Annotated in this window: 23 protein-coding genes and 1 tRNA gene; 6 read left to right on the forward strand and 18 right to left on the reverse strand. The window is 69.0% G+C overall.

Annotation, left to right across the window (positions count from 1 at the left end):
* Positions 1–72 precede the first annotated feature (72 nt).
* Positions 73–456, forward strand: coding sequence for an RNA polymerase-binding protein RbpA (locus QF046_RS02730; protein ID WP_307365950.1), 384 nt, complete (start codon positions 73–75; stop codon positions 454–456).
* Between the two features lies 1 nt (position 457).
* Here the strand turns inward: QF046_RS02730 and lnt are convergent, their stop codons facing one another.
* From lnt to QF046_RS02775, 9 genes are read right to left on the reverse strand one after another with little or no spacing between them, the layout of a single operon-like run.
* Complete coding sequence (gene lnt / locus QF046_RS02735) at positions 458–1,978, reverse strand: apolipoprotein N-acyltransferase (RefSeq protein WP_307365953.1); 1,521 nt, start codon at positions 1,976–1,978, stop codon at positions 458–460.
* 8 nt (positions 1,979–1,986) lie between these two features.
* On the reverse strand, positions 1,987–4,461 hold the full coding sequence (locus QF046_RS02740; RefSeq protein ID WP_307365956.1) for an RNA helicase: 2,475 nt from the start codon (positions 4,459–4,461) through the stop codon (positions 1,987–1,989).
* Positions 4,458–5,276 carry a twin-arginine translocase subunit TatC gene (gene tatC / locus QF046_RS02745; RefSeq protein ID WP_373425648.1) on the reverse strand — a complete coding sequence of 273 codons (819 nt, stop codon included), beginning with the start codon at positions 5,274–5,276 and terminating at the stop codon, positions 4,458–4,460. Before tatC ends, QF046_RS02740 begins: the two co-directional genes overlap by 4 nt.
* Positions 5,277–5,279: 3 nt before the next feature.
* The gene (locus QF046_RS02750; RefSeq protein WP_307365958.1) at positions 5,280–5,561 is read right to left on the reverse strand and encodes a twin-arginine translocase TatA/TatE family subunit; all 282 of its coding nucleotides are present in this window, start codon (positions 5,559–5,561) and stop codon (positions 5,280–5,282) included.
* 31 nt (positions 5,562–5,592) lie between these two features.
* Complete coding sequence (locus tag QF046_RS02755; protein WP_307365960.1) at positions 5,593–6,585, reverse strand: YafY family protein; 993 nt, start codon at positions 6,583–6,585, stop codon at positions 5,593–5,595.
* Positions 6,582–7,574, reverse strand: a complete 993-nt coding sequence (locus QF046_RS02760; protein WP_307365962.1) for a YafY family protein — start codon at positions 7,572–7,574, stop codon at positions 6,582–6,584. Before QF046_RS02760 ends, QF046_RS02755 begins: the two co-directional genes overlap by 4 nt.
* Positions 7,571–8,479 carry a peptidylprolyl isomerase gene (locus QF046_RS02765; RefSeq protein WP_307365965.1) on the reverse strand — a complete coding sequence of 303 codons (909 nt, stop codon included), beginning with the start codon at positions 8,477–8,479 and terminating at the stop codon, positions 7,571–7,573. Before QF046_RS02765 ends, QF046_RS02760 begins: the two co-directional genes overlap by 4 nt.
* A 10-nt stretch (positions 8,480–8,489) precedes the next feature.
* The gene (locus tag QF046_RS02770) at positions 8,490–9,500 is read right to left on the reverse strand and encodes a tRNA (adenine-N1)-methyltransferase (protein ID WP_307365967.1); all 1,011 of its coding nucleotides are present in this window, start codon (positions 9,498–9,500) and stop codon (positions 8,490–8,492) included.
* Positions 9,497–10,174, reverse strand: coding sequence for an HAD family hydrolase (locus QF046_RS02775; RefSeq protein WP_373425649.1), 678 nt, complete (start codon positions 10,172–10,174; stop codon positions 9,497–9,499). The genes QF046_RS02770 and QF046_RS02775 overlap by 4 nt, the downstream gene beginning before the upstream one ends.
* Positions 10,175–10,264: 90 nt before the next feature.
* Between QF046_RS02775 and QF046_RS02780 the strand changes: the two genes are divergently transcribed.
* A complete protein-coding gene (locus QF046_RS02780; RefSeq protein ID WP_307365972.1) occupies positions 10,265–11,107 on the forward strand; it encodes a PAC2 family protein in 843 nt (280 codons plus the stop codon).
* 42 nt (positions 11,108–11,149) lie between these two features.
* Here the strand turns inward: QF046_RS02780 and QF046_RS02785 are convergent, their stop codons facing one another.
* A complete protein-coding gene (locus QF046_RS02785) occupies positions 11,150–11,980 on the reverse strand; it encodes an undecaprenyl-diphosphate phosphatase (protein WP_307365975.1) in 831 nt (276 codons plus the stop codon).
* 50 nt (positions 11,981–12,030) lie between these two features.
* Positions 12,031–13,326, reverse strand: a complete 1,296-nt coding sequence (locus QF046_RS02790; protein ID WP_307365977.1) for a M20/M25/M40 family metallo-hydrolase — start codon at positions 13,324–13,326, stop codon at positions 12,031–12,033.
* 109 nt (positions 13,327–13,435) lie between these two features.
* Here QF046_RS02790 and QF046_RS02795 point away from each other — a divergent pair.
* Positions 13,436–13,518: transfer RNA gene (locus QF046_RS02795), tRNA-Leu, on the forward strand.
* Between the two features lie 184 nt (positions 13,519–13,702).
* Here QF046_RS02795 and QF046_RS02800 read toward each other — a convergent pair.
* On the reverse strand, positions 13,703–14,797 hold the full coding sequence (locus QF046_RS02800; protein WP_307365979.1) for a VIT1/CCC1 family protein: 1,095 nt from the start codon (positions 14,795–14,797) through the stop codon (positions 13,703–13,705).
* A 99-nt stretch (positions 14,798–14,896) separates the two neighbouring features.
* Positions 14,897–16,639, reverse strand: coding sequence for a DEAD/DEAH box helicase (locus QF046_RS02805; RefSeq protein WP_307365981.1), 1,743 nt, complete (start codon positions 16,637–16,639; stop codon positions 14,897–14,899).
* A gap of 114 nt (positions 16,640–16,753) precedes the next feature.
* Here QF046_RS02805 and QF046_RS02810 point away from each other — a divergent pair, with 114 nt between their 5' ends.
* Complete coding sequence (locus QF046_RS02810) at positions 16,754–17,587, forward strand: SGNH/GDSL hydrolase family protein (protein ID WP_307365983.1); 834 nt, start codon at positions 16,754–16,756, stop codon at positions 17,585–17,587.
* A 6-nt stretch (positions 17,588–17,593) separates the two neighbouring features.
* Here the strand turns inward: QF046_RS02810 and QF046_RS02815 are convergent, their stop codons facing one another.
* The gene (locus QF046_RS02815) at positions 17,594–18,397 is read right to left on the reverse strand and encodes an RNA methyltransferase (RefSeq protein WP_307365985.1); all 804 of its coding nucleotides are present in this window, start codon (positions 18,395–18,397) and stop codon (positions 17,594–17,596) included.
* A 68-nt stretch (positions 18,398–18,465) separates the two neighbouring features.
* On the opposite strand from QF046_RS02815, the gene QF046_RS02820 reads away from it, so the two are divergent.
* Both QF046_RS02820 and QF046_RS02825 read left to right on the forward strand, forming a co-directional pair.
* Positions 18,466–19,320 carry a Sir2 family NAD-dependent protein deacetylase gene (locus QF046_RS02820; protein ID WP_373425650.1) on the forward strand — a complete coding sequence of 285 codons (855 nt, stop codon included), beginning with the start codon at positions 18,466–18,468 and terminating at the stop codon, positions 19,318–19,320.
* 9 nt (positions 19,321–19,329) lie between these two features.
* Positions 19,330–19,914, forward strand: coding sequence for a histidine phosphatase family protein (locus QF046_RS02825; RefSeq protein WP_307365987.1), 585 nt, complete (start codon positions 19,330–19,332; stop codon positions 19,912–19,914).
* Positions 19,915–20,021: 107 nt separating this feature from the next.
* Here the strand turns inward: QF046_RS02825 and QF046_RS02830 are convergent, their stop codons facing one another.
* The 4 genes from QF046_RS02830 to QF046_RS02845 are packed head-to-tail and all read right to left on the reverse strand — an operon-like array spanning position 20,022 to position 24,443.
* Positions 20,022–20,831 carry a CoA ester lyase gene (locus tag QF046_RS02830; protein WP_307365990.1) on the reverse strand — a complete coding sequence of 270 codons (810 nt, stop codon included), beginning with the start codon at positions 20,829–20,831 and terminating at the stop codon, positions 20,022–20,024.
* A complete protein-coding gene (locus QF046_RS02835; RefSeq protein ID WP_307365993.1) occupies positions 20,828–21,304 on the reverse strand; it encodes a MaoC family dehydratase in 477 nt (158 codons plus the stop codon). The genes QF046_RS02830 and QF046_RS02835 overlap by 4 nt, the downstream gene beginning before the upstream one ends.
* 26 nt (positions 21,305–21,330) lie before the next feature.
* Positions 21,331–22,497, reverse strand: coding sequence for an acyl-CoA dehydrogenase family protein (locus QF046_RS02840; protein WP_307365995.1), 1,167 nt, complete (start codon positions 22,495–22,497; stop codon positions 21,331–21,333).
* A complete protein-coding gene (locus QF046_RS02845) occupies positions 22,494–24,443 on the reverse strand; it encodes a biotin carboxylase N-terminal domain-containing protein (RefSeq protein WP_307365997.1) in 1,950 nt (649 codons plus the stop codon). The genes QF046_RS02840 and QF046_RS02845 overlap by 4 nt, the downstream gene beginning before the upstream one ends.
* Between the last annotated feature and the right edge of the window lie 4 nt (positions 24,444–24,447).

The following is a 24,447-nucleotide window of genomic DNA, read 5'->3' on the forward strand; positions in this document are numbered from 1 at the left end:
GCGGAAACAGCTCCCATGGATGAAGCGCACAGGCGCGACCGTTATACCTGACAGCGACGAGAGGACCACACAATGGCAGATCGCAGCCTTCGCGGCATCCGGCTGGGTGCCCAGAGCCTTCAGAGCGAAGAGGGAGTCGTGTTCATGGAACGCCGCTCCACGACGTACAAGTGCGAGTCGTGCGGCCACGAGACGACCCTGATGTTCTCGGCCGAGGCCGAGCCGCCGCAGACCTGGGAGTGCCGCGCATGCGGTGCCGAGGCCGTGCTGCAGGTCGACGGCGCCTCGGTGAAGCTCGAGGAGAGCGACCAGAAGGCCGCCCGCACCCACTGGGACATGCTCCTGGAACGCCGCAGCAGGGACGAGCTCGAGGAGCTCCTCGAGGACCGTCTCGCATACGTGCGCGCACGTCGTGGGTCGGGAGACGACCCCACTCGCGAGCGCATCGGCGCCTGAGTCAGCGTCGCCGCCGCGCCATCAGGCCGGCGGCGACCAGCGCTCCGGGTCCGGTGACCAGCAGCAGGAGCTGCACCCACGGGCCCAGCAGGACACCCGCCGTGAGGCCGGAACGCAGTTCGACATCTTCGAGCAGCGCTCCGGCCTCATCTGCGTTCAGACTCGCGACGGTCGTGCCATCGGGTCGGATGACTTGGCTGGTGCCCACCGTGGAGACGTTCACGACGCTTCGGCCCGTCTCGATCGCGCGCATCCGCGCGAAGGAGAGCTGCTGCAGATTCTCCGCGGTACCCCGGAAGTCGGCGTTGTTGGTCTGGAAGACCAGCACCTGCGCACCGTCCTGCACACCCTCGCGGATCACCTCGTCGTAGATGACGTCGAAGCAGATCGCCAGACCCACGCCCACATCTCCGACCTTCACGAGCGGGGCGTTCCTGCCCGGCGTGTACTCACGGCCGATCAGTCCGATCAGGTCGGGCGCCAGGGCGTAGAAGAATGCGCGGTCGGGCACGTACTCCCCGAACGGCACCGGGTGCCGCTTGTCGTGCAGCTGCTCGGCTGTGCCGTCGGACGTCCACAGGAACGACGTGTTGAAATACTTCTCACCGCGTTTCGTCGCCGTGTTGGCGAGCAGCGGCGCGTCCACCGAGCTGACCACGCGCGTCAATCGGCGCGCGGTGGAGGGGTCCTGGAAGGGGTCGTAGTCCACCCCGCCCTCGGGCCAGACCACCAGGTCGACCTTCTCGCCCTCGAGCTTCTCGGTCGCCGCCATCTGCGCATCGATCACGCCGTAGTCCACGCGCTCGTCGAAGTACCCTGTCGTGCCGTTGCCCTGAACCGCCGCGATCCTCATCCCGCCGGCATCCGTCGTCGGGAACAGCGGCACGAACAGCATCACGAGCACGGTCACGACAAGGGGCGCGAGTCGAATGGGGCGACGCCAGGTGCGCAGTCGCACCGCCTCGATGGAGAGTGCCACGACGAAGACCATAAGGAAGCTCAGCCCGCTCACGCCCACCCAGGATGCCACGGGAGCGAAAGGGCCCTCCGACTGGGTCATGCCGAGCCTCGCCCATGGGAACCCGCCGTACGGCCAGTTGCCCAGGAAGAGCTCGTGCACGGTCCAGAGTGCCGCGACGATCGCCGGCAGCAGCACCGCCCTCGCCTTCGGCCACACACGAGGCAGCCAGCGGTATGCCAGCGCGACCAGCATCAGGGAGACGCCGGTCAGGGCGGCCTCGAGCACGCTGAGCGCGATCCAGGGCACCGGTCCGAGATAGCGGGCCGTCCACGACACCAGGAGCGAGAAGAGCACGATCCCGTAGACGGAGCCGACCAGCACCGCACCCCATGTCTTCCGTCCCTCCAGCGAGACGAGGACCAGTGCGACGGCCACGAGCGCCAGAGGCCAGATCGCAGCGGCGGGGAACGCCAGGTTCATCAGCAGGCCGGCGACCGCCGACATCCATGCCGCAGCCCACAGCGGCACGAGCGGGCGCGCAGATGCGACGGATTCCTTCACGCGCACGATCACACCGCTGCGTAGGCGACGATCCCGCGCCGCACGCCGTCCAGGGCACGTCGCGCCGTGCGGGCAAGATCGCCGTCCTCGGCGACGATGGAGAGCTGGTCCAGCAGGTCGATGGTCTGCTTCGCCCAGCGCACGAAGTCACCGGCGGCCATGTCCGCGTCGATCAGAACGCGATCCAGGGACCCGCCTCGGGCCCAGGAGTGCATCGCGGCGGCCAGGCCCGGCGCCAGCGGCTCGGTGCGCGGCAGCGAGTAGTCGTGCTCGATGTCGTCCAACTCGGCCCACAGCCGGGTCGTGGCGTCGTAAGCGATGCGGAAGGCGCCACGCGGCAGCCCCCGCTCCCCCGTGTTCTGCTCATCGCGGCGCGGCTCGTACACCAGGCAGCTGGCCATCGCCGCCAGCGACGGTGCGTCCAGGGTGCGCCACAGGCCCTGGCGCAGCGACTCGGCCACGAGAAGGTCGCGGTCGCCGTAGATGCGGCGCATGGTGCGCCCCGCCTCGGTGAGGCTGAGATCGTCACCTGAACCGTCGAGGTAGTCGACGACCTGGAGCACGTCGATCACCCGGTCGAAGATGCGCGCCACCGTGCCGGTGCGGGTCTCGATCTGTCGGCGGATGCGATCCGTGTCGCGTTTGAGGCTGAAGTACCGCTCCGACCAGCGGGCGTGCGCCTCACGGTCGGGGCAGCTGTGGCAGGGGTGACGCTGCATGCGTGTGCGGAGGTTCTGTATCTTCTTCATCCGCTTGTCGCGGGCGATGCGGGACCCACCGGCATCCTTGCGGTTCTTCTTCTCCAAGTCGCTGAGCTCGCGGCGCAGGGCCGCATACTCCAGGAAGTCGCCGTGCTCGCACTGCATGGCGTTCTGATAGCCCTGCAGCGACTCCTCGGCATCCTTGACCTTCTTCGCCAGACCGACGACGGCGCGGTCGGCCTGGAATTGCGCGAACGACGACTCCAGGATCTCGCGCGCACGGGTGCGGCCGAACCTGTCGATCAGATTGACCGCCATGTTGTAGGTCGGGCGGAAGCTCGAATTCAGCGGATAGGTGCGGCGGGATGCCAGGGATGCCACGGACTGCGGGTCCATGCCCTCCGTCCACTGGACGACGGCGTGGCCCTCCACGTCGATGCCGCGCCGTCCGGCGCGCCCCGTGAGCTGGGTGTACTCCCCTGACGTGATGGCGACGCGCGCCTCGCCGTTGAACTTCTCCATCTTCTCCAGCACGACGGTGCGCGCCGGCATGTTGATGCCGAGTGCGAGCGTCTCGGTGGCGAAGACCGCCTTGACGAGCTTGCGTCGGAACAGCTCCTCCACGACTTCCTTGAAGGCGGGGAGCATTCCGGCGTGGTGCGCGGCGACGCCGCGCTCGAGGTTGTCGCGCCACTCCCAGAACCCCAGGACGTCGAGATCCTCGTCCTGCAGCGACCGCGTGCGCTCCGTGACGATCTCGCGGATCTCGGCGCGCTCCTCACTCGTGGTCAGGCGAAGGCCCGCCCGGCGCACCTGCTGCACGGCGGCATCGCAGCCGACTCGACTGAAGATGAAGAAGATCGCGGGCAGCAGATTCGCCCGCTCCAGCAGCCGAACGACGTCAGGCCGGTCCATGCGCTCGATGCGCTGTGCATTCGACGCCCGCACGGGCCGCTTGCCCCCGCGATGCGGTCGCTGGGCCTGACGGCCCGCATGCTTGTTGCTGATGTACTCCTGCGCCTGCCGGTTGCCTTCGTACCGTGAGCCGGTGAACGAGCGGATGCGGAACAGCTCCTGGTTCACCTGTGCCGTGGCGACTCCGGCTCGGTCATCGAAGAGCGGCAGCAGGTCGTCGCGCACCAGGACGTGCTGCTCCAGCGGAACGGGCCGCGTCTCGGAGACGATGACATCGGTGTCGCCACGAACCGTGTCGAGCCAGTCGCCGAACTCCTCGGCGTTCGAGACCGTCGCGCTGAGCGAGATGAGCCGCACGGCCTGCGGCAGGTGCAGGATCACCTCTTCCCAGACAGGACCGCGGAACCGATCGGCCAGGTAGTGCACCTCGTCCATGACGACGTAGCGCAGCCCGCTCAGCGCGTCGGAATCGGCGTAGAGCATGTTGCGCAGCACCTCGGTGGTCATGACCACCACGCGAGCACTGCCGTTGATGTTGGTGTCGCCGGTGAGCAGTCCGACCTGATCCGCTCCGTACACCTCGACGAGCTCACGGAACTTCTGGTTCGACAGTGCCTTCATCGGCGTCGTGTAGAACGCCTTCTGCCCCGGCGTCTGCATGGCGAGGTGGATCGCGAACTCGCCGACGATGGTCTTGCCCGCCCCGGTGGGCGCGGCCACGAGCACACTGCGCCCACTCTCCAGGGAATTGCAGGCCGCCACCTGGAACGGGTCCAGTTCGAAGCGCTGTCGGGCCGCGAACTTCTGCGTCTGGGGATGCTGAGCCGACGCCTGCGCCGCCGCATAGCGCTCAGCGGGAGAAGTCATGCGGCGAGCTGGTCGGGGTCGAGACCCGAGGCGATCCGCTTCTTCCGCTTGCGTCGATCGAAGAAGAGCGACACGAAGGCCGCCGCGAAGTACAGCACGATCAGGATGCCGCCGAGCAGGAACATGGAGGTGATGTCTGCCGCGGGCGTTGCGATGGCGGCGAACAGCGCGGCGACCAGCACGGCGATACGCCACCCCTTCAGCATGGCCCGCCCCGTGATCACACCGGCCAGGTTCAGCGCCACCATGAAGACCGGCAGTACGAACGAGACGCCGATCACCAGGATGAACTTGATGATGAAGTCGTAGTAGTAGTCCGAGTCGAGGAAGTTCTTCCCGGCATCCGGGACGAAGTTCGACATCACCTCGATCACGTGCGGGGCGACCATCACGGCGACATATCCGCCGGTGAAGAACAGCGGGACCGCCGCGCCGACGAAGGCGACGGTGTACTTGATCTCCTTCTTGGTCAGACCGGGCATGATGAACGCCCAGATCTGCCAGAGCCACACGGGTGCGGACAGCAGAAGACCGATCGACAGCGCCATCCGGATCCGCAGGTTGAATCCGGACGTGATCTTCGTGAACATCAGCTCAGCGAAGTCGGCACCGCGCTGCTCATTGATCATGTCGATCGGAAGCGTGATGAATTTGATCACCGGATCCGTGATGATGAACGCGATGATCATGCCCGCAGCGAGACCGATCACCGCGATGATCAGGCGACGACGAGCCTCGCGAAGGTGCTCGCCCAGCGACATCCGCCGATCGCGCTTCCCTTCATCAGAGGGCGCGTCGACGCTCAGTTCCGTCACGACCTAGGAGGCGCGAGGCGGTGTGTCCTGATCGGCAGGACGCTCAGCCGTGGAGGCCGCGGTTCCGGCCGCCGGGGCCGCAGTGCCGGTGGACGTCGCCGTGGTGCCGTCTGCTGCGGTGGCATCCGTGTCGTCGTCGCTCTTCATGGCCTTCATCTCGCCCTTGAAGACGCGAGCGGACTGGCCGATGCTCTTCGCCAGCGCAGGCAGCTTCGCCGCGCCGAACAGAAGCAGGATGATGATCAGAATGATCCACAGGTGCGGGCCTGCGAAGAGATTGCCCATGGAGTACTCCTCTTGTGGGTCGGTGTGCGGTTCAGTCTACCCGCGCATCGGGCGCATGTGGTCCACCGTACAGCTCGAGTCCGGCCGCTGCCCAGTCGCGTGTGGCGGACCGGGCGATGACCGGTTCGAGCACCTCGAGCGCTCCGCCGAACCTCGCCGCGATCCGCTTGATTCCGCGGGGATCCGCCATCCCGATCTGCAGCGTCACCTCGCCGTCCTGACGCGCGATCTCCTCGTGCGCGAAGGCACCGAGCAGCGGAATCAGACGTTCCGGAAGCCGCATGATGACGTGCCCTGACCCGGCCTGCGAGCCGAACTCCGCGGGCAGGGCCGCATCGGCGTGCGTGATGGCGATGTCGGTCAGGCGGGCGTCGCTGACCCGATCGAGATGGAAGGTGCGCATCGCCTTGCGCAGATGGCACCAGCCCTGCAGGTACCACTGCCCGTTCGTGATCAGGATCTGCGCCGGATCGACCGTGCGCGTGGTGGGCTCGGCGTCCGGCGCCTGATAGCGGAACGCGACGGCGACGCCGTCGTGCAGCGCCCGCGACACCACCTTCTGCACCTCGCTGACCGTCACCGGGGCGACGACCAGGTCGGGTGGCGCGTCGGCGGATCCGCGTGAGAGCTTCGCGATGAGTCCTGAGACGAGTCCGGAGTCCGCGACCGCGGGAACCGCTGCGACCATCTGCAGACCCGCCAGCAGTGCAGCGGCCTCCCGTGCCGTGAACCGCGGCACGCGCCGCAGCGCGACGTCGTTCGTGATCTCGATGATGTCGTGCTCGTCGAGCAGATCCCAGTCGATGTCGAACATCTCCTGAGGCAGCTGCCAGTAGCCGGAGTCGCCGGGCAGCCCGATGACCGTGAGCTTCTCGACCATCGAGCGCATCTCTCGCGGCGTCACGCCGAACTCGTTCGCGGCCTCGTCCAGCGTGACCTGCCCGCGCTCGAGCAGATAGGGCACAAGGGTCAGGTACAGGCGCACTCGGTCGCCGGCGAGCAGCGGAGCGGATGCCGCATTCATGCGTGCTCCTCCTCGGAGTGCGCGGCCACGATGCCCTGCAGGCGCTCGATCACGCTGTCGCGCAGGTCATCGGGCTCCACCACCCGCACCTCGGGCCCGTACGTCGCCAGCTCGTCGGCGAAGATGTGCCGATCCACGTACGGCACGCGCATGCCCTGGACAGCCGGGGTCGATCTCCGGCCGAGACGCAGTGCGGCCTCCGTGCCCGGGGTGACCTCCAGCAGCGCACTCTGCGATGCGGCGACAGCGGTGAGGCCCGACAGCGCCCGATCGGCCGCGCCGTCGCGCAGTGCGGGATCGAAGGTCTGTCCGGTCACCTTCACATCACTGATGATGCGACTCAGCAGGAAGGTGCGCTCACCCTCGGCATCCACATCCACCCCGAAAAGGTGCCAGCGCGCCTCGTACTCGACGAGCGCGAGCGGCTGGACCCGACGGCGCGTCGACGAGGCCTCCCCCGGCTTCAGGTAGTCGAACACGATCACCCTGTTGCGTTCGATTCCCTCCTGGATCGCGGGGAACGCGGGATCGCGCACGGCGATGCGCGGGGCGAAGCCGATGATCGGCTCGTCGCCGTCGATGCCCAGCGCGCGGATCTTGCGCACCCCGGCCTGCGCATCGGACGAGACCGACTCGCTGCTCCAGACGCTCCCTGCCAGACGCAGGACGGCGAGCTCCGCGTCACTGAATTCGATGTCCGCAGGGAGGTCGTAGTCGGCCTGCGGGATGCGATAGCGGGCCTCGCGCAGATCCTGCGGATCGGTCGGATCGCCGATCGTCTCCACCGGCATCCCGAGCGCGCGCAGCTCGTCCTTGTCGCGCTCGAACATCTTCTCCAGAGCGTCCGCTTTGACGCCGGCGGCGCTGCGCTGGCGATAGCCGGAGACGTTCTCGAGAATCTGCTGCTTGGTCAGCCCGATCTCCGTGGCCATCAGCGCCACGACGAGATTCGTCAGGCGTTCCTCCGGCGGGATCTGAGCTCGGGTCATCCCTGAGCCAGTTCCGGCGGAACGATGCCCAGCACGTCGACCACGTAGGCGGTGGCGGCGCCCTTCTCGCCGGGGACGACGACGAGCAGTTGCGAGCCGACGGTCGCCTTGGCGACCTCCTCCATGACGGGCTTCGGCAGAGTGGTCGCGTCGTACACGACGCCCGAGCCCCAGGACGAGCCGGTGACCGTGCGGTCCGCCCAGGCGACCGCCGTGTAGTTGAACATCGCCGTGCCGTCGTCGACCTTCGCGCCGTGACCGGCGATGAGCGTCTGGGTCACGGCCTTCTTCGGCGCGCTGGTGTCGGGGATGATGATCCCCGGCTGGCCGTCGGCCGCACGCACCACCGTCGGCAGGCCGCGCGCGTCGTTGAAGACATCGCGGCCCTCGGCCTTGGGCAGGAGCACTTCCTGGATGTCGATGGAGCCGACCAGACTGCCCTGCGCATCCAGGCCGGCCTGCTCGGCCATGCCCTCGGGCAGATCAGCGGCGGGGATGGCGAACGCGACGCGCGATCCCTGGGTGGCGCACGTGAGCGCGGCACCGCCGCCGCCCAGCAGCTCGTCCATCTTCTTCGGCGACCAGATCACCGCACCGGACTGCAGAACCTGTCCGGTCGTTCCGCTGAGCAGCGTCATCGCGCCCACGACATCCTGCCCGGACTCGCGAACGGCGGGGCCGTCGCCGACGATGAGGTCGTCGTAGATCACGTGCGACGTGGGGACGGGCGAGGTGAGGGACACCTTCGGTGCGCCGATGTCGCCGGTCGCCTTGACCGCCATCTGCAGAGCCGCGGAGTCGTCACGGACGCATCCGGCGGCGTTCGACCCGGACGCCGCCGAGCATCCGGTCAGGACGAGAGCGGACAGGGCGAGAGCCGAGAGGGCTGCGGTCGTTTTACGCACGCGCCCCAGTCTATTCCGAAGCCGGCTCCCCCTCGCGCGACGCGGCGGCGATGCGGGCACCGGATGCCGCCTTCTGCGCCTCGCGTGCGCGCTTGCGCAGATTCTTGTCCGTGATCTCGCGGTCGCCGACGGCACCCGGGGTCCACAGTTCGACATCCTCGTCCGTGTAACTGGACTTGGAGGCGCGGCGCCGCACTTCCGGCGGGACGGCGCCGGGAGCCAGTCGCCGGGCCGTCAGCAGGAAGCCGGTGTGCGCCACCATGCGGTGATCGGGGCGGACGGCGAGACCCTCGACGTGCCAGCCGCGCACCATCGTCTCCGACGCGTCGGGCTCGGTGAACAGGCCCGTGGCGCGGATGCACTCGGCCACACGGGACAGCTGGGTGGCGGTCGCGATGTAGCAGATCACCACGCCGCCGGGAGTGAGCGCGTCGGCGACGACGTCCATGCACTCCCAGGGGGCGAGCATGTCCAGCACCACCCGATCGACCGTGCCGTCCTCGAACTGGGCGGGAAGCTCCTCGGCGAGGTCGCCGACCACCACGTTCCACGATTCGGGCGTCTCGCCGAAGAATGTCTCCACGTTCGCGCGTGCGACCTCGGCGAAGTCCTCCCGCCGTTCGAACGACGTCAGCCGTCCATCGGAGCCGATGGCGCGCAGCAGCGCGAGCGAGAGGGCACCGGAACCGACACCGGCCTCGACCACGACGGCGCCGGGGAAGATGTCGGCCTGCATGACGATCTGCGCCGAGTCCTTCGGATAGACGATCGCGGCGCCACGCGGCATCGACATTGCGAAGTCCCGCATCAGCGGCCGCAGCGCCAGGTAGTCGTGCCCGGCGCTGTTGGCGACGACCGAACCGTCGGGGAGCCCGATCAGGTCGCTGTGCTTGAGCACGCCGTGGTGCGTGTGCAGTTCGCCGTCTTCGCGCAGGGTGATGGTGTGCATCCGCGCCTTGGGACCGGTCAGCTGCACACGGTCGCCCTCGCGGAAGGGCCCACTGGGTCGTCTGGCGTTCATCGGGAGGTCTCCTTCGCGTAGCGACCGTGCAGGTCGCTGATGTCTGCTGCGGTGCGCCCCTCGAGCGTCGGCCACAGCTCGTGAGCGGGCGTGTCGTCCAACGGGACGATGTGCGGCACGCCCAGCGTGACCGCCCCCGAGGCGTGTCCGGCGCGCACTCCGGTCAGCGAGTCCTCGATGACGACCGTGTCGGCGATGTCGACGCCGAGCGTCGCCGCGGCCTGCAGGTAGGGATCGGGGAACGGCTTGGGCCGGGCCACCTCATCGCCCCCGATCACGAGATCGAAGGCGGTGAAGTCGATCAGCGAGACGACATCCAGCGCCATCCGCTTCATCGACATCGTGACCAGCGCCGTGCGGATGCCGTTGGCGCGCAGTTCGGCGAGCAGCTCGCGTGCGCCTGGGCGGAATGGCACGCCGTCGTTGCGCAGTCGGAACGCGACCTCATCGGTGAGTCGCTGCACGATGTCATCGGCATCCATCGCGACGCCGTACCGCTGCAGGATGCCGGCGCTGTCGATCAGCCCGTTGCCGACGAGTTGCAGAGCATCCTCGTGCGTCCATGTGCCGCCGAAGGACTCCACGAGCCGTGTCTCGGCGTCCATCCAATAGGGTTCGGTGTCGACGAGGGTTCCGTCCATGTCCCACAGGACTGCGCTGGGCTTGATGCTCACTTCACCCATGCTAGCCGGGGCGCATGTCCCACCCCGACGGCGGGCGACTACCCTGGAGGGATCCCTTCGGGACCCACAGGAAGGAGAGCGGTGGACGTTCTCGGCTCACGGATCATCGTCGCCGCATTCGATGGTTGGAACGACGCCGGCGAGGCTGCCAGTGGCGCCATCGCCGCCCTGCGCGACTCGATCGAATACGAGAAGGTCCACTCTGTGGACCCGGAACTGTACTTCGATTACCAGTACACGCGTCCTTCGACGCGGCTGGACGCGACCGGTCAGCGGGAGCTGAACTGGCCCGAGGCGGCGCTGTGGCGCCCCGCGGTACCGACCGACGGCCCGGAGCTGTGGCTCCTGACCGGATCGGAGCCCGCGCGCGCGTGGCAGGCGTTCGCCTCGGAGTTCATCGACGTCGCCCTTCGCGATGATGTGACGGGTTTCATCACGCTGGGCGCCATGCTCTCGGACGTGCCGCACACCCGCCCGATCTCGATCTTCGCCGCGAGTCAGAACGACCGGGTGCGCAGCGTCCACGGTTTGGACAAGTCCACCTATGAGGGTCCGGTGGGAATCCTCAGCGTCTTCGAGCACTTCGCCGAACGTGCCGAGATCCCCACGGCGAGCCTGTGGGCCAGCGTGCCGCACTACGTGGCATCCGCCGCCCCTTCGCCCAAGGCGACCCTCGCCCTGCTCGACCGGCTCGAGGAGCTCACCGGCGTGGGACCGGCCCGAGAACACCTGCGCACCGAGGCAGCCGCCTGGGAGGCGTCGATCGACGCCGCCGCAGCGGAAGACGAGGACATGACCGAGTACATCCACCAGCTGGAGCGCACCCGCGACACGTGGGACTCCCCCGACGCGTCCGGGGATGCCATCGCGCAGGCGTTCGAGCGCTACCTGCGTCGCCGTGGCGACGGACCCGACAAGCGCTGAGTCAGGGGCCCTCCGCCAGTCGGGCGGAGTGGGGCGTGGGGATCAGCGCGGGGCGAGCACGCCCATCGAAAGCAGGACGATCAGCGCGACGCCCAGCAGCACGCGGTAGATCACGAAGGGCAGGAAGCTGCGCTTGGAGATCCAGTTCATGAAGAACGCGATCACACCGAGTGCGACGACGAAGGCGATGCCGGTGGCGGCGAACGTCTCCCCCAGCGTGAAGTACTGCTGATCGTCGCCGCCGTGCTTGAAGAGCTGGTAGAAGCCGCTGCCGAATACGGCGGGGATCGCGAGAAGGAACGCGTAGCGTGCGGCCGCGGCGCGCTCGTAGCCGAGGAACAGACCCATCGTGATCGTGCCGCCGGAGCGCGAGACGCCCGGGACGAGGGCGAGGGACTGGGCGATGCCGTAGGCGATGCCGTGCGGATAGGTGAGCTCGTCGAGCTTGCGCTTCTTCGCACCCATGTAGTCGGCGATCCCGAGCAGCAGACCGAAGCCGATCAGCATGATCGCGACGATCCACAGCGACCGCAGGGTGGTCTCGATCTTGTCCTGGAACACCAGACCGAGCACGACGATCGGGATGCTGCCGAGGATGATCAGCCAGCCCATCCGCGCGTCGGGATCGTTGCGGGCGACTTTGCCGGTCAGTGAGCGGAACCACTGCCCGACGATGCGCACGATGTCACGCCAGAAGAACACCACGACCGCGGCCTCCGTCCCGATCTGGGTGATCGCGGTGAACGCGGCCCCGGGATCGGCGCCGGACGGCAGCAGCTCGCCGACGATGCGCAGGTGCGCGCTGGAGGAGATCGGCAGGAACTCGGTGAGTCCCTGGATCACGCCGAGGAAGAGTGCTTCAAGCAGGTTCATATGGTGCTTTCTTGAAGGGGGCGCGTCTGTGTCCCGCGAGCGGATGCCGCTCAGCAGGTGCGCAGCAGATCGGCCAGCACGCGCTGACCGAACTCCAGAGATTCTACGGGCACCCGCTCATCCACTCCGTGGAACATTCCTGTGAAGTCGAGATCGGCGGGCAGACGCAACGGCGCGAACCCGTAGCCGGTGATGCCGATCGACGCCAGAGACTTGTTGTCGGTGCCGGCGCCGAGGAGGTACGGGATCACGGGCACGCCCGGGTCGTGCCTTCCAAGGGCGGCGACCATGGCATCCACCAGATCGCCTGCGAAAGGCGTCTCCATTCCGATGTCGCGCACGACGGTCTGGATCTCGATGCCGTCTCCGACGATCTCCTGCAGCTGGGCGAGCACGTCGTCCTCCGTGCCGGGGATCACCCGCACATCGATGAGCGCGCTGGCGGTCTCGGGGATGACGTTGTGCTTGTATCCGGCCTCGAGCACGGTCGGGTTGGCCGTGGTGCGGAATGTGGAGCGCAGGAACGCCTCGGCAGGACCTGCGGCGGCGGCGAGAGCGTCCGGGTCGTCCACCGACCGTCCGGTGAGCTCGCTCAGCCCCTCGAGCAGAGCCTTCGTCGTCGGCGTCAGTCGGATCGGCCAGCGGGTGCGGCCGATGGATGCCACGGCCTCCGCCAGCCGGGTGATGGCGTTCTCCTCGTGGTACCGGCTGCCGTGACCGGCACGCCCCTTGGCGACCAGCCGCAGCCACATCAGTGCCTTCTCCCCCACCTGCAGCAGGTAGGCGCGGTGCTCGTCGACGGTGATCGAGTAGCCGCCGACCTCGCTGATCGCCTCGGTGGCACCGGCGAACCATTCGGGCCGGTCGCGCACGACCAGGGCCGAGCCCTCGACGCCGCCATTCTCCTCGTCTGCGAAGAAGACCAGGATCAGGTCCCGCTCCGGCTGCTCGCCCGCGCGCAGCATGTCCGCGACCGCGGCGAGGATCATCGCATCCATGTTCTTCATGTCCACAGCGCCGCGTCCCCACAGCATCCCGTCCCGGACGACGCCCTCGAACGGGTCGACGCTCCAGTCCTCGGCCACGGCGGGAACGACATCCAGATGTCCGTGCACCACGAGTGCCGGCCGCTCGGAGTTGCGTCCCCGGATTCGGGCCATGACGTTGGTGCGTCGCGGGATCGGCTCGTAGTACTCGGGCTCGAGCCCGAGCGAGCTCAGGAACGCGCCGACGTACTCGGCGGCCTCGCGCTCGCCGTTCGCCTTGCCGCCGCCGTAGTTGGACGTGTCGATGCGGATCAGGTCCTGGGCGATCTGGGCGACCTCGGGCAGTGCGGTGTCGGACATGTCCTCAGGCTATCGAAGAGCGGAGGCGCGCCCGGGCCGCACGACGGTTCGGTGCGGTCTGCGAAACCTGGTAATGTTTCTCTTCGGTCGGCAACGGCCTTCACCACCTGCGCGGGTGGCGGAATGGTAGACGCGCTGCGTTGAGGTCGCAGTGCCCGCAAGGGCGTGGGGGTTCAAGTCCCCCTCCGCGCACAGGAGAATATGGAAAGCCCCGGTCATCTCGACCGGGGCTTTCTGCATTGCTCCGTATGCGACTCGGCTGGCTGTGCTCACCCGTCGGCGGAAACGACAGATGTCGGCAGAAATCGCCAGTTCCTGCCGACATCCGTCGTTTCTGCCGACATCCGTCGGAACGAGCGGATGCCGAACAACCGGCTCAGGCCACACCGACTCCGAACACGAGTCCGAGCGCGTAGGTGATTGCGGCGGCACCGAAGCCGATGGCCAACTGGCGCAGTGCGCGTCGCAGCGGCGGGCCGCCGGACAGCACGCCCACCATGGCACCGGTGACCAGCAGCGCGAGGCCGACCAGCAGCAGCGCGACGAGAACTGCGGCGAGCCCGGTCAGCCCGAAGATCCAGGGCAGCACGGGCACGATGGCGCCCGATGCGAACAGCAGGAAGCTGGAGATCGCCGCCGTCCAGTCGCTGCCGACGATGTCGTGATCGCTGTGCGCCATGTGCGCGCTCACGGGCCCGGTCGCCGTGCGTCTGGCGCCCTCGCGAGCGGCGGTCATCACGCGCTCGGCGCGCGCGAGTGATTCCTCCTCGGTCATCCCTCGCGCCCGGTAGACGAGCGCGAGTTCGTTGGCGTCGATGTCCAGATCGCCGGCGTTGGCATCCGCATCGTTGTTCGCCTCGGTGGCCGCCAGCAGCTCGCGCTGCGACCGCACCGAGACGAACTCCCCCGCGCCCATGGAGAGCGCTCCGGCGAGCAGCCCCGCGATGCCGCTGAACAGCACGAAGCCGCCGCTGACCCCGGTCGCCCCGATCCCGAGCACCAGAGCGAGGTTGGACACCAGTCCGTCATTGGCGCCGAACACGGCCGCGCGGAACGAGCCGGACAACCGCCGGCGACCGCGAGCGGCGAGACCGCGCACAACCTCGTGATGCACCTTCTCGTCGGCGCGCATCGCCGGCGTCGCGTGCTTCTCACTGTCATAGGGCGAGCGGGCCTCGGCGCTCTGCGCGAGCGCGAGCACGAAGATCGAGCCGAACCGGCCGGCCATCCAGCCCAGCATTCGGGAGCGCAGCCCGGCCCTGGGCAGGCGCGCGGGCTCGCCACCCAGCATCTCCAGCCAGTGCTGCTCGTGGCGGTGCTCGGCTTCGGCGAGGGACAGCAGGATGTCGCGCTCCTCGCCCTGTTTGCGTGTGGCCAGGCGCGAATACACCGCGCCCTCGGCACGCTCTTCGACAAGGTAGCGAGCCCACTGCCGACGCTCTGCGGCGGTGGACGGATCGGGCGCGGTCATGAAGCCTCCGGGCTCGTCAGGGAACATTCCACGCTACCGAGCGCGGTGACGCGGACCCGCATCAGAACGGGGATTGACAGGTTTTCGGAGACCCGAAGGTCAGGCGCGCACGCGCTTGCGCAGCACGTCGATGCGGGACTGCAGCTGGGTCACCGTCGCCTGCGCCACAGCGGGACCGCCGCAGACCCGACGCAGCTCGGCATGCACGGATCCGTGCGGTTCGCCGCTCTGGCGTGCGTACAGCCCGACCAGGCTGTTCAGCAGCTGCCTCTGCTCGCGCAGCGTGCGGTGCAGCGGCGCGGGAAGCGTGGTCGTGGCCTCGGGGGGCGTCGCGGCCTCGCGGGCCTCTCTGAGCCTGCCCTGGCGCGCCTGACGCTGCATGAGCAGCTCGTGCACCGACTCGGGCTCGAGAAGACCGGGGAATCCGATGAACTCCTCCTCCTCGGGCGTGCCCGGCTCGGCGAGCTGGCCGAAGTCCTTCCCCTCGAAGACGACCCGGTCGAAATGCGCGAGCGAGGAGATCGCCTGGTAGCTGAACTCCTGGGTGAGAGCGTCGGATGCCTCTTCCTCACGGTTCGCGCTGTCCAGCAGCGAATCGTCGAGGCCGTCCTCGTCCTTGGTCTGTCGATCGAGGGCGTGGTCGCGTTGGCGCTCCATCTCGCCGGCGAGCGTCATCAGGACCGGCACGTTCGGAAGGAAGACGCTGGCGGCCTCGCCGCGACGACGCGCGCGCACGAAGCGCCCGATCGCCTGCGCGAAGAACAGCGGAGTGGACGAGGAGGTCGCGTACACGCCGACGGCCAGGCGCGGCACGTCCACGCCTTCGGACACCATGCGCACCGCGACCATCCAGCGGCGGGTGCTGGAACTGAACTTCTCGATCCGCTCCGACGCCGACGCATCGTCGGACAGCACCACGACGGGCTGCTCGCCGGTGATGCTGTGCAGGATCTTCACGTACGCGCGGGCGACGGTCTGGTCGGTCGCGAGCACCAGCCCGCCGGCATCCGGCACGTGATGGCGGATCTCGGTGAGTCGGCGATCCGCGGCGGACAGCACCGCCGGCATCCACTCCCCCTCCGGATCCAGCGCTGTGCGCCAGGCCTGCGAGGTGACGTCCTTGGTGTTGTCCTGCCCGAGGTGGGCTTCGAGCTCGTCCCCGGCGCTGGTGCGCCAGCGCATCTTGCCTGAGTACATGTGGAACAGCACGGGCCGCACGACGCCGTCGGCGAGGGCGCGCCCGTAGCCGTATGCGTAATCCGTACTGGAGATCCGGGCGCCGGACTCGTCGGGCAGGTACTCCACGAACGGGATGGGTGCCGTGTCGCTGCGGAACGGCGTTCCCGACAGCAGCAGCCGACGGCGGGCCGGGCCGTAGGCCTCGCGGATCGCGTCGCCCCAGCTGAGCGCATCTCCGCCGTGGTGCACCTCGTCGAGGATGACCATGGTCTTGGCGTCCTCGGTGAGGTGCCGGTGCAGACTCGCCTTCGCGGCCACCTGCGCGTAGGTCACGACGACGCCGTGATAGTGCCGCGCCGGGGCCCAATGGCTGTTGCGGAATCGCGGATCGAGGCGGATGTGCACACGCGCGGCCGCATCGGCCCACTGCGTCTTCAGATGCTCCGTCGGGGCGACCACGATGAGCCGATCCACCTCGCCCATGCGCAGCAGCTCGACCGCGAGTGTCAGAGCGAAGGTGGTCTTTCCTGCTCCCGGGGTCGCAGCGACGAGGAAATCGCGCTGATCGGCCTGGAAATACGCGTCCAGGGCCTCTCGCTGCCAGGCCCTCAGCTTGTCGGCGGTACCCCAAGGGGCGCGCTGAGGGAAGGACGGAGAGAGCATCGGATCTACGATAATCCAGCCCGCCGACATCGGCTCGCCCCTCGACCGCTTCGCGCGAGTAGGCTCGCACAGGCGCTCGCGCCGTGGATGACCGGAATGTCGAAGGAGAACCCCATGACTGACGATGACGAATCCCGCCGCGCCCCGTTCGCCGAGAACCAGGGCCCGCACCCCTGGCGGCGCTTCGTCGCCATCGGGGACTCGTTCACCGAGGGCATCGGCGACCCTGACCCGACCGTCCCGGACGGCCACCGCGGCTGGGCGGACCGCGTCGCCGAGGTGCTCGCACAGGAGGTGGACGATTTCGCCTACGCGAACCTCGCCGTGCGCGGCAAGCTCATCGCGCAGATCGTCGCCGACCAGATCGACCCCGCGATCGCCCTCAAACCCGACCTCATCTCGATCTGCGCAGGCGGCAACGACGTGATCCGCCCCCGGACCGACCCCGACGACATCGCCGCGCAGCTGGAGGACGCCGTCGCGCGCCTGTCCTCCACCGGGGCCGCCATCGTTCTCTTCACCGGCATCGACACCGGCTTCACTCCGGTGTTCCGCGCGTTCCGAGGCAAGGTCGCCATCTACAACGAGAACGTCCGCGCGATCGCCGATCGGTACGACTGCGTCGTCGCCGACCAGTGGGCTCTGAAGGTCGTGCAGGACTCGCGATTCTTCGATGACGACCGCCTGCACTTCAACGCGCTCGGACACCACGAGGTCGCCCGGATGGTGCTGCGCGCACTGAATGTGCCGAACGACCTGCAGGCCATGCAGCCCGATCCGCTGCCCGTGCGCTCCTGGCGGGAGGCTCGTACCGAGGACATCGGCTGGGCACGCGAGCACTTCGTGCCGTGGGTGCTGCGGCGTCTGCGCCACCAGTCCTCCGGCGACCACATCGCCGCGAAGCGTCCCGAGGCGGGTCCGGTGCGCCTGCCCGGGTCTGAGGCGTGAGGCGGCTCAGGACCTGGTCATCTCCCAGAGCGCGACGGCGGCTGCGGACGCGACGTTCAGCGAGTCCACTCCCCCGCGCATGGGGATCGTGACCACGGCATCCGCCGCCTCGATCGCCTCGGCGGTGAGCCCATCGCCCTCGGTGCCCATCACCAGGGCCACGCGCTCGGGCCGTGCGGCGGAGTAGGCGTCCAGCGCCACCGCGTCGTCGCTGAGCGCGAGGGCCGCGATCTCGAAGCCCAGCCCGTGCAGGGCGGGCGCCGCCTCGGCCCAGTCCCCGATCCTCGTCCACGGCACCTGGAAGACCGTGCCCATGCTGACCCGCACGCTGCGGCGGTACAGCGGATCGGCGCAGCGCGGCGAGACCAGCACCGCGTCGGCACCGAGCCCGGCAGCGGCGCGGAAGGCGGCACCGACGTTCGTGTGGTCGGTGATGTCCTCCAGCACCAGCACCAGACGTGCGCCGCGCAGCACGTCGCCGAGAGCCGGCTCCGTCGGGCGATGCATGGCGGCGAGGGGCCCGCGGTGGATCGCGAATCCGGTCACCTGCTCGCTGATGGCGGACGAGGCCACGTAGACGGGCACGTCGGCACCGGCCAGGGACTGCTCGACGGCATCCAGCCACTTCTCCTGCGTCAGCACCGACCGAGGGCGGTGGCCCGCCTGCACGGCCCGGGCGATGACTTTCGCGGACTCGGCCATGTAGAGCCCGCCCTCGGGCTCGTGGAGCCGACGCAGAGTGACGTCGGTGAGCGACCGGTAGTCATCGAGGCGATGGTCGGAGGCGTCGTCGATGTGCGCGATGTCCATGCTTCCACTCTTCCAGGTGCGCTGCCGGAGCCCGTGCCCGCACGGCGTCGTAGACTTCCCACGTGCAGGTGAGCGAGACGGAAGACAGGGTGGACGCGCATCGCGTCCCGCATTCCGAGATCGATCGCATCGCCGAGCTGCTCCAGGGTCGCCGTGTCGCGGTCCTCACCGGGGCCGGGATCTCCACCGACTCCGGAATCCCCGCCTACCGCGGTATCGGGGCGCGCCCGCGCGCGAACCCGATGACCATCCAGACCTATCTGGCCGACGAAGCCGCGCGGCGCCGCTACTGGCTGGGTGGCCACCTGGGCTGGCGTGCATTCACCTCCCCCGACCCCAACGAGGGTCACGCGGCAGTCGCGCGGATGGAGCGGTCCGGCGCTGTCAGCGGCGTCGTCACGCAGAACGTCGACGGACTGCATCTTCGGGCAGGAAGCACCCGGGTCGTCGAGATTCACGGCACGATGCACCGTGTGCTCTGCCTGAGGTGCGGCCAGGTGCTGGACCGACGCGCCGTCGCCGACCAGCTGGAGGACCTCAACCCGTGGGTGCGCACGCCCGAGAACATCGAGCTGAACCCCGACGGCGACGTCACACCGGAGAGCACCGAGGGATTCGTCATCCCCCCGTGCACCGTGTGCGGCGGGATGCTGAAGCCCGAGGTGGTGTTCTTCGGCGAGTTCGTCCCCGCGGCTCGCTTCCGGGCGGCCGAATCGCTGCTGCATGCGTCCGACGCCCTGCTCGTCGCGGGCACCTCGCTGACGGTCAACTCCGGCATCCGCATCATCGAACGGGCTCGGCGCCGCGGCATCCCGCTGGTGATCGTGAACCGCGAACCGACCCGCGCGGATGCCTGGGCCGACGCCGTCGTCTCCGGCGGCACCAGCCCCGTGCTCAGCGCTCTCGCCGACCGGCTCGCGTAAGGTCGAGACGTGACCCTCATCACCCTCGTGCGCCACGGCCAGACCGATTGGAACCTGGAGCGACGCATCCAGGGCACCACCGACATCCCCCTGAACGACACCGGACGCGCCGACGCGCTCGCCGCCGCGGAGGTCCTCGCGACCGAGTCGTACGACGCTGTGTACGCCAGCCCGCTGGTGCGTGCGCAGGAGACCGCGCAGATCATCGCGACGCGGTTGGGTCTCGCAGCTCCCGTGACGACGCGCGGCCTGCGAGAGCGGTCGTTCGGCGAGGCCGAGGGCATCGACGTCGCCGACTACATCTCCCGCTATGGCGGCTGGCACTCCGAGGTCCCCGGCGCGGAGAGCCTCGAACAGGTCAGCGAGCGGGCGCTGGACTCGCTCGACCGCATCGTGCGCGCCTCACGACACCGCTCGACCCCCAACCAGGAGTCGCTCATCGTGGTCAGCCACGGCGGCGTCATCCGCGCACTGTTGATGCACGCCTCGGGTGGCACGCTTCCCCGCGAAGGCGACCTTCTGCGCAACGGCTCCGTGCACCGGTTCGTCGCCGAGCACGCGACGCTGCGACTGCTGGAGCCGATCTCGGGCTGAAAGTCCGACACCCCGCGCGGCCATATGCGGCTGTCGCGGATGGATTCCCGGATTGCGTCCGCGCGAAGCGCAGATCACCGCGCGAAGCGACCACCGGATACCGCGGCTCACGCCCCGGCTGCGGCCAGCACCGCCCTGGCGTGGCGCAGCACGGGCTCGTCGACCATCCGCCCTTCGAATCGGAAGACGCCGCGCTCGTGCTCGGCAGCGGACAGCACCGCCCGCGCCCACTCCACCGTCGCGGCATCCGGACGGTACGCCTCGCGGATCGTGGCGACCTGCTTCGGGTGGATGCACGCCGTCGCGCGGAACCCGGATGCCACGGCATCCGCCGCCTCCGCCGCGAGGCCCTCGGCATCGTCGATGTCCACGTGGATGGCATCGATGGCTGCCTTGCCGTGCGCGGCGGCGGCGATGAGCACCGCAGAGCGCGCGTGGCGGGCGACATCACGGTACCGGCCGTCGGGAAAGCGGCTCGCGGAGCCGCCGATCGAGGCGACCAGGTCCTCTGCGCCCCACATGAGCGCCGATACCCGCGGGTGCGCGGCGATCTCAGCCGCGTGCACCACTCCCGCGGCCGTCTCGCACAGGGCGATCAGCGTGTAGGACTCGTCGAAGACGTCCAGCGCGGCGGCATGCTCGGTCTTCGCGACCATGACGTTGCGGAACGGCGTTCGTGCGACGGCTGCGAGATCTGCGGCGAACTCGACCGAGGAGGGATCGTTCACCCGCACGATGACACGCGCAGGGTCCAGGTCTGCGGCGAGGAGATTCTCCCGTGCCTGTGCTTTGGCGGCGGGAAGCACCGCATCCTCGAGGTCGAGGATCACGGCATCCGCCTTCGCCAGCCCTCCGGCGAACCGTTCGGGACGATCTGCTGGGCAGAACAGGATCGCGGGTCCCAGATCGAATGTCATGATTCCTCCTCCGGCACGCAGTGCATCAGGGCGATCCTGGTGGCGGTCGCGACGACGACGCCGTCCTGGTTGCGGCCGGTGTGCGCGATCGTGACGATGCCCTGGCCCGGTCGCGACGATGACAGGCGCTTCTCGGTGATCACGCTCTCGGTGTACAGCGTGTCACCGTGGAACACCGGATGAGGGAAGCCGATGTCGCTGAGTCCCAGCTGCGCCACCAGAGTGCCCTGGGTGAGCTGGGCGACCGAGGCACCGACCATGGTCGACAGCGTCCACATCGAGTTCATCAGCCGCTGCCCGAACGGCTGCTCCCCCGAGAACGCCGCATCCAGATGCAGCGCCTGCGTGTTCATGGTCAGCGTCGTGAACAGGACGTTGTCCGCCTCGGTGGCCGTACGGCCGGGGCGATGCAGGTAGCGAGCGCCGAGCTCGAACTCCTCGTAGTACAGGCCGCGCTGGACGATGTCGGTCATGATCGCACCCTAGTCCTTTCGACGACTCAGCCCGTGAGGCCCAGCTTGCGGGCGATCACCAGCAGCTGCACCTCGGTGGTGCCCTCGCCGATCTCGAGGATCTTCGAGTCGCGGTAGTGCCGGCCGACGGAGTACTCGTTCATGAAGCCGTTGCCTCCGAAGATCTGGGTGGCGTCGCGGGCGTTGTCCATCGCCGCGTCACCCGAGACGAGCTTGGCGATTGCGGCCTCCTCTGCGAACGGCCTGCCGGCGTCGCGCAGGCGCGCCGCGTGGTGCCAGGCGAGCCGCGCGGTGTGGACGCGGGCGCGCATGCGGGCGAGGGTGAACTGCGCGTTCTGACGCGTGCTGAGCGCCGCGCCGAACACCGTGCGCTTCTGCGCGTAATCGACGGCCGCCTCCAGACAGCCCTCCGCCGCACCCGTCGCAAGGGCTGCGATGGCGATGCGGCCCTCGTCGAGGATGCTGAGGAAGTTGCGGAACCCCGTGCCGCGATCACCCAGCAGGTTGCCCTCGGGGACGCGGACGCCCTGCAGCGTGAGCGGGTGCGTGTCGGATGCTTTCCAGCCGACCTTGTCGTAGGCGGGCTCGACGGTGAATCCGGGGGTGCCGTTCGGCACGATGATCGTCGAGATCTCCTTGCGTCCGTCAGTCTCGCCGGTCACCGCCGTGACGGTCACGAAGCGGGTGATGTCGGTGCCGGAGTTGGTGATGAACTGCTTGGTGCCGTCGATGACCCACTCGCCGTCGTCCAGGCGCGCCGTCGTGCGGGTCGCGCCGGCGTCGCTGCCTGCCTCGGGCTCGGTGAGGCCGAAGCCCGCCAGCTGCTGCCCGGCCAGCAGCGAGGGCAGGTACTCGGCCTTCTGCTCCTCGGTGCCGAAGCGGTGGATGGGCATCGCGCCGAGGCTGACCCCAGCCTCGAGGGTGATCGCGATGGACTGGTCAACGCGGGCGAGGCCCTCGATGGCGAGGCCGAGTGCGAGGTAGTCGCCGCCCTGGCCGCCGTGCTCCTCGGGGAACGGCAGACCGAACAGGCCCAGCTCTCCCATCTGCCGCACCACGTCGAGGTTGAGGGTGTGGGTGCGGTCGGCCTCGTAGGCCTGGGGGGCGACCACCTGTTCGGCGAAGTCGCGCACCATCGCGGCCAGCTCGCGCTGCTCCTCGTTCAGGCCGATACTGCTCAGGTCGTCGGTCATGCTGTCTCCTGTTCGCTGACGTGGGCGACGGGCTGGTCGCGTCGCACCTGGTCGCCGAGAGCGACCAGCAGCTGCACCGTGCCGTCATGGGGTGCGAGCACCGGGTGCTCCATCTTCATCGCCTCGATCGAGACGAGCGGGTCGCCGGCGCGCACCGTGTCTCCGTCGGCGACGTGCACGGCCACGACCGCGCCGGGCATCGGGGCTCGGCATTCGGGCTGACGTGGACCGGATGCCATCGTGCGCTCGGCGAGCCGACGTCGCATCCGCTCGCGGCGCGACAACGGCCGCAGCCGCATCGTGATGCCCTCTTCCGAGGCCCAGACGGCACCGTCGGCATCGGAGGCCGCCGCCGCGTGGCCACCGAGGCCGCCACTCGTCTCGACGACCTCGTCGGCGTCGGTCAGGAAGACCGTGGGTGTCGTCGTCGCGGATGACCCGAGACGCCAGCCCGGAACCGAGCCCCACAGCTCACCGACGTTCGGGGCGGAGGCGACGGGGACGGCGGATGCGGCCGCAGCCAGCATCCGCTCTGACGGATGCTGCGCGGGAAGCGGCAGCATGGTCTCGATCAGCCCGGTGTCCAGGTCGCCGGCGACGACGCGCTCGTGCCGGCTCAGTGCCCGCAGGAACGCGATGTTCGTCTCCACGCCGAGCACGACGGTGCGGGCCAATGCGGCATCGAGCCGACGCAGCGCGGCGGCCCGATCGCGACCGAAGGCGATCACCTTGGCGATCATCGGGTCGTAGAAGCCCGTCACCTCGGACCCGGTCTCCACCGCCGCATCCACGCGCACACCACGCGGCACGTCGAACAGGAGCACACGGCCCGTGGAGGGCAGGAAGCCGCGTTCCGGTGACTCGGCGTACACCCGCGCCTCGATGGCGTGCCCGCGCACCTCCGGCGGCTCGGGCAGGGCGCCGCCGGCGGCGACGTCGAGCTGCAGGCCGACCAGGTCGAGTCGGGTGACCTCCTCGGTGACCGGGTGCTCGACCTGCAGACGGGTGTTCATCTCGATGAAGAAGAAGTCGTCGACCGAGTCCGCCTCCACGAGGAACTCGACGGTGCCGGCACCCACGTACTCGACGCTCTGCGCGGCGGCCACGGCGGCATCCAGCAGGCGCCGGCGCACGGCATCGGGAAGGTTCGCGGCCGGGGCCTCCTCGATCACCTTCTGATGGCGACGCTGGAGGGTGCACTCCCGCTCCCCCAGCGCGATGACCGTGCCGTGCGAGTCGCCGAAGACCTGCACCTCGATGTGCCGCGGGCGCTGCACGAGCCGCTCCAGCACCATGGAGTCGTCGCCGAAGGCGGCCGTCGCCACGCGCCGGGCAGTCGCCAGTGCGGAGAGCAGCTCGTCGCCGGAGCGCACGACCTCCATGCCCTTGCCGCCGCCGCCCGCACTGGGCTTGACGAGCAGCGGGTACCCGACCTCGTCGGCCTGCGTGCGGATCTGCGTGTCGGTCATGCCTGCCGCGTCGAATCCGGGGACGACCGGCACGCCGTGCGCGGACACGTGGTTGCGGGCGCGGGCCTTGTCTCCCATGATCTCGAGCGCGCGCACATCCGGGCCGATGAACACGATGCCCGCCTCCGCGCACGCGCCGGCGAGGGCGACGCTCTCCGAGAGGAAGCCGTAACCCGGGTGGATGGCCTGGGCGCCGCTCTGCAGGGCGGCGTCGACGATGGCATCCACCCGCAGATAGGACTCCGCGGCCGGTGCTGCGCCGATGCGCACGGCGGCGTCGGCCTCACGGACGTGCGGGGCGTCGGCATCCGCATCGCTGTAGACGGCCACGCTGCGGATGCCGCGCTCACGCAGCGTGCGGATGATTCGGCGCGCGATCTCGCCGCGGTTGGCGACGAGGACGGTGTCGAACCCTTCACTTCGACTCGCTGGCGCTCGCTCAGTACAGGCGACAGGGTCAGGGACCAAGAGATTCATATCG

The sequence above is a fragment of the Microbacterium sp. W4I4 genome (assembly GCF_030816235.1).
GTDB lineage: Bacteria > Actinomycetota > Actinomycetes > Actinomycetales > Microbacteriaceae > Microbacterium.

Bases quoted from the DNA above. Each gene is read 5' to 3' on its own strand.
- QF046_RS02840 (WP_307365995.1), bottom strand. From the start codon at position 22,497: ATGACCGACGACCTGAGCAGTATCGGCCTGAACGAGGAGCAGCGCGAG.
- QF046_RS02845 (WP_307365997.1), bottom strand. From the start codon at position 24,443: ATGAATCTCTTGGTCCCTGACCCTGTCGCCTGTACTGAGCGAGCGCCA.
- QF046_RS02800 (WP_307365979.1), bottom strand. From the start codon at position 14,797: ATGACCGCGCCCGATCCGTCCACCGCCGCAGAGCGTCGGCAGTGGGCT.
- QF046_RS02815 (WP_307365985.1), bottom strand. From the start codon at position 18,397: ATGGACATCGCGCACATCGACGACGCCTCCGACCATCGCCTCGATGAC.
- QF046_RS02835 (WP_307365993.1), bottom strand. From the start codon at position 21,304: ATGACCGACATCGTCCAGCGCGGCCTGTACTACGAGGAGTTCGAGCTC.
- QF046_RS02730 (WP_307365950.1), top strand. From the start codon at position 73: ATGGCAGATCGCAGCCTTCGCGGCATCCGGCTGGGTGCCCAGAGCCTT.
- QF046_RS02830 (WP_307365990.1), bottom strand. From the start codon at position 20,831: ATGACATTCGATCTGGGACCCGCGATCCTGTTCTGCCCAGCAGATCGT.
- QF046_RS02790 (WP_307365977.1), bottom strand. From the start codon at position 13,326: ATGTCCGACACCGCACTGCCCGAGGTCGCCCAGATCGCCCAGGACCTG.
- QF046_RS02755 (WP_307365960.1), bottom strand. From the start codon at position 6,585: ATGAATGCGGCATCCGCTCCGCTGCTCGCCGGCGACCGAGTGCGCCTG.
- QF046_RS02810 (WP_307365983.1), top strand. From the start codon at position 16,754: ATGACTGACGATGACGAATCCCGCCGCGCCCCGTTCGCCGAGAACCAG.
- QF046_RS02760 (WP_307365962.1), bottom strand. From the start codon at position 7,574: ATGACCCGAGCTCAGATCCCGCCGGAGGAACGCCTGACGAATCTCGTC.
- QF046_RS02740 (WP_307365956.1), bottom strand. From the start codon at position 4,461: ATGACTTCTCCCGCTGAGCGCTATGCGGCGGCGCAGGCGTCGGCTCAG.
- QF046_RS02805 (WP_307365981.1), bottom strand. From the start codon at position 16,639: ATGCTCTCTCCGTCCTTCCCTCAGCGCGCCCCTTGGGGTACCGCCGAC.
- QF046_RS02750 (WP_307365958.1), bottom strand. From the start codon at position 5,561: ATGGGCAATCTCTTCGCAGGCCCGCACCTGTGGATCATTCTGATCATC.
- QF046_RS02770 (WP_307365967.1), bottom strand. From the start codon at position 9,500: ATGAACGCCAGACGACCCAGTGGGCCCTTCCGCGAGGGCGACCGTGTG.
- QF046_RS02785 (WP_307365975.1), bottom strand. From the start codon at position 11,980: ATGAACCTGCTTGAAGCACTCTTCCTCGGCGTGATCCAGGGACTCACC.